This window comes from Candidatus Methylomirabilis sp. (genome assembly GCA_036000645.1).
GTDB lineage: Bacteria > Methylomirabilota > Methylomirabilia > Methylomirabilales > JACPAU01 > JACPAU01.
In genome coordinates this window covers 1-1,873 of record DASYVA010000201.1, presented here as the reverse complement: position 1 = coordinate 1,873, position 1,873 = coordinate 1, and the positions used below count along the sequence as shown (strand labels likewise).

Annotated in this window: 1 protein-coding gene; it reads left to right on the top strand. The window is 71.5% G+C overall.

The features are described 5' to 3' along the window. Nucleotides 1-1,228 precede the first annotated feature (1,228 nt). On the top strand, nucleotides 1,229-1,873 hold a 645-nt coding region (locus tag VGT06_11370; GenBank protein HEV8663722.1), incomplete at its 3' end, for an NAD-dependent DNA ligase LigA.

Below are 1,873 nucleotides of genomic sequence, written 5' to 3'. Positions count from 1 at the left end.
GGTGCTCCCAACCCAGTAGAGGAGGCCTAGAAAGCCCGCGATGACCCCCAGCGCCACCCGGCCCTGTTCCGACCCCGCCAGGCGGGAATTCGCCCGTTCCATTGCCCGCCTTCTCCTACGGGGCAGAGACCGCGTCGGCCCCTGCCCCGAACGCCCGAGTAGCCCGGGCGCCACTCCCAGGGGGCAGGCAGGTTCCCTCCGCCCGATCAACCAATTAGCTCCCTCACCTCAGCGCGAAACTGGGTGCCGCTCCCCTCCGCGTCCCGGCGGCGCTGGGGCGGCCGCTCCTCTGGAACGATCCCCCATCGTGATGGCGTCAACGTGAAAGACCTCGCCGGGGCTGGCCGGTGTCCTGTTTAGAGCCTCCCGCAGGACCGCTTCGCTCGGGCCTCCGAGCTGACCCGAAGAGAGGATCCCGCTTCCCCTCCGGCCCCCCCGGCTTAGCCGAGAGGACCGGAGGGCCCGCGGGATGCGGAGCTGGGGTGGGGTGTGCAGCGGCAGAGGGGGGAGAGGAACCGCTGCGGCTCCCCCGGGGGGAGCAGGGGGGCCCCCAGCCCGAGCGGGTTCCTGGTGGACGACGCCGCGCGGGCTGGTCTTCTCCGAGGGACACCGGATCGGCCCGGCGGCAGCAAGAGAGAGGAGGTGATCGGCCGCGACCAAGATCTCTTACTTCCTACCGGCAAGTCCTGGGCCAGGATGCGACTCTCGCGAGGACAGTCATTTACGGGAAGGGGCTTGCACGCGGCTCCACAAGTCTCTACGAGCGACTACCCAATTCCTGCAAACCTTTGGACAGGGAGCGAGGGGGGGGGACACCGGGGGCACTGCTGCGAGAGACGGTGAGGCGGGGGATCCGAGCTCCAGGTCGAAGGCCTCGGGCGCGCGGGGCGCGCGGCCCGGCGGAGGCGATCACGCGCCGGCGGCTCCTCTGCCTGCCAGCCGCCGGCTGATAGCAGGACGTCCGGGCGGCCTCCCGCAGCCAGCAGCACACAGACGCCCGGTCGTGCCCGGGGTTCGGGGTGAGGACCAGCAGCGCCTCTGGCGTCGTGTCCGAGGAGGAGGCCAGCGCGTCCACGAGATCGCGGGGCGAAGCGGGGGGCGGAGGCGCTTGTTCCGTGAGTCTTCTGCCTCGGCGCGGAGCGTCTTATTACCGGCCGCCCGGGCGCTTGTCAAAACGCCTCCCCTCTGTTAGGAGAAGGGCAGACCCACCGCGACGGAGGCGATCCCCATGGACCGGGCAGAGGCCGAGGCGCGCATCCGGACGCTCCGGGAGCAGATCCAGCATCACGACTACCTCTACTACGTGGAGAACCGCCCGGCCATTCCGGACGCCCAGTACGACGCCCTCTTCCGGGAGCTGCGGGACCTCGAGGCCGCCTTTCCCGACCTGGTGACGCCGGACTCCCCCACCCAGCGCGTGAGTGGCGTCGTGGCGGAGGGCTTCGCCGCCGTCGAGCACCGGACCCCGATGCTCTCCCTGGCCAACGCGACATCGGTGGAGGACCTCAGGGAGTTCGAGGCCCGCCTGGGCCGCGCCCTGCCCGGAGAGCGCTTCGCGTACGTGGCCGAGCCGAAGGTGGACGGCCTCGGGGTCGCCCTCTTGTACGAGCGCGGGGTCCTCACCCGCGGAGCCACCCGCGGGGACGGGCGCATGGGGGAGGACGTCACCCACAACCTGCGCACGATCAAGACCCTCCCCCTCCGCCTGTGGGGCCCGCTGGCCGACCTGGCTGTGCTCGAGGTCCGCGGCGAGGTGTTCATGCGGAAGGAGGCCTTCCAGCGCCTGAACCGGGAGCTGGAGGAGGCCGGGGAAGCCCCCTTCGCCAACCCCCGCAACGCCGCCGCCGGCTCCGTCCGCCAGAAGGACAGCGGC